The organism is Mycolicibacterium vaccae NBRC 14118 = CIP 105934 (genome assembly GCF_001552715.1).
In the GTDB taxonomy this organism is placed as follows: Bacteria; Actinomycetota; Actinomycetes; order Mycobacteriales; family Mycobacteriaceae; genus Mycobacterium; species Mycobacterium vaccae.
The window spans coordinates 1-1,125 of the sequence record NZ_BCRS01000349.1 but is presented as its reverse complement, the minus strand read 5'-3'; the positions used below and the strand labels follow the sequence as shown (position 1 = coordinate 1,125).

Below are 1,125 nucleotides of genomic sequence, written 5' to 3'. Positions count from 1 at the left end.
TTGTCCAGCGCCGCGCGGGCCAGCGGCCCGATGATCCGCTCCGGCAGCCCGCCGGGCGCGTCGCCGACGGTCTCCTGGCCGAGCAGCTCCTGGCCCCGCAGTGCCGCGCGCAACGCGTCCACCGCGTCGAGCACCACCGTCACGACATGGTTGCCCGCGTGGGCCAGCGCCGCGTGGTACAGCGTCCTGGCATCCTCGCGGACCCGGAACGGTTCGCCGCCGACCTCCAGCACCAGCGATGCTGCGATGGCGTAACCGATCTCGTCGCCGGCCGTCACCCCGAAGCAGGTGCCGCGGAGCCGGTCGACGTCCTCGTCGGTGCCCGCGAACGTCATCGCCGGATGGATCGCCAGCGTGATGCAGCCCTGGTCGGCCAGCGGAGCGAGAATTCCGATGCCGTTGGCTCCCGAGGTGTGCGCCACGATCGTGTTGGCCCGCACCGCGCCGGTGGCGGCCAGGCCGTTCACCAGCGCGGCGAGCTCGGCGTCGGGCACAGCCAGCAGTAGCAGCTCGGCACGCCCGGCGACCTCGTCGACCGGCAGGATCGGGGTGTCGGGCAGCCAGCGTTGCGCGCGGCTGCGGGAGGCGGCCGACACCGCACTGCACCCGACGACGACGTGCTCGGCGCGCTCGAGTGCCGCGCCCAGCGCGGCACCGACCCGACCGGCGGAGATGATCCCGACGGTGAGCCGGGCCGGGCGGAGTCCGTCGGGCGGGCTGTCACCGCCGGCGGGGGGCTGCACCATCGCAGTCGACCTCGCTGATCCTCATGGCTTCGTTCCGGTCCCGTGGTGCGGGTACCGGACGGTCGCCACGAAGCCTACTCAATCCTCGCGCCGTCTCCGGCGCCCACCACCCGAGGGTGACGCCGCCTGCAGACGGGCCAGCAGCTCGGCGACCGACTGGCCGCCGGTGTGGGCGCCGCCATCGGCGTCCTCCTCGACCGGTTCCTCTTCCGGAGCGGGAGGTGCCTCCTCGCCGGGGGCGTAGTGCTTGCCGCGGGGCGGTTCGGAATCCGGCGCCCGGCGCCTGCCGACGTACTCGTCGTCCGGCGCGCCGTCGGCGGGCGCGGTGTCGGCCGGCGGGGTGTCGGCGGGCGCGGTGTCGGCGGGCGGGGTGTCGGCC

Annotated in this window: 1 protein-coding gene and 1 pseudogene; both read right to left on the bottom strand. The window is 75.1% G+C overall.

Annotation, left to right across the window (positions count from 1 at the left end; translation table 11 throughout):
- Positions 1-746 (bottom strand): Rossmann-like and DUF2520 domain-containing protein (locus MVA01S_RS29935; protein WP_060941845.1); only part of this gene is annotated, 746 nt, incomplete at its 3' end.
- A gap of 78 nt (positions 747-824) precedes the next feature.
- Positions 825-1,125 (bottom strand): annotated as a pseudogene (locus MVA01S_RS29930) (DUF6779 domain-containing protein); the annotation flags it as partial.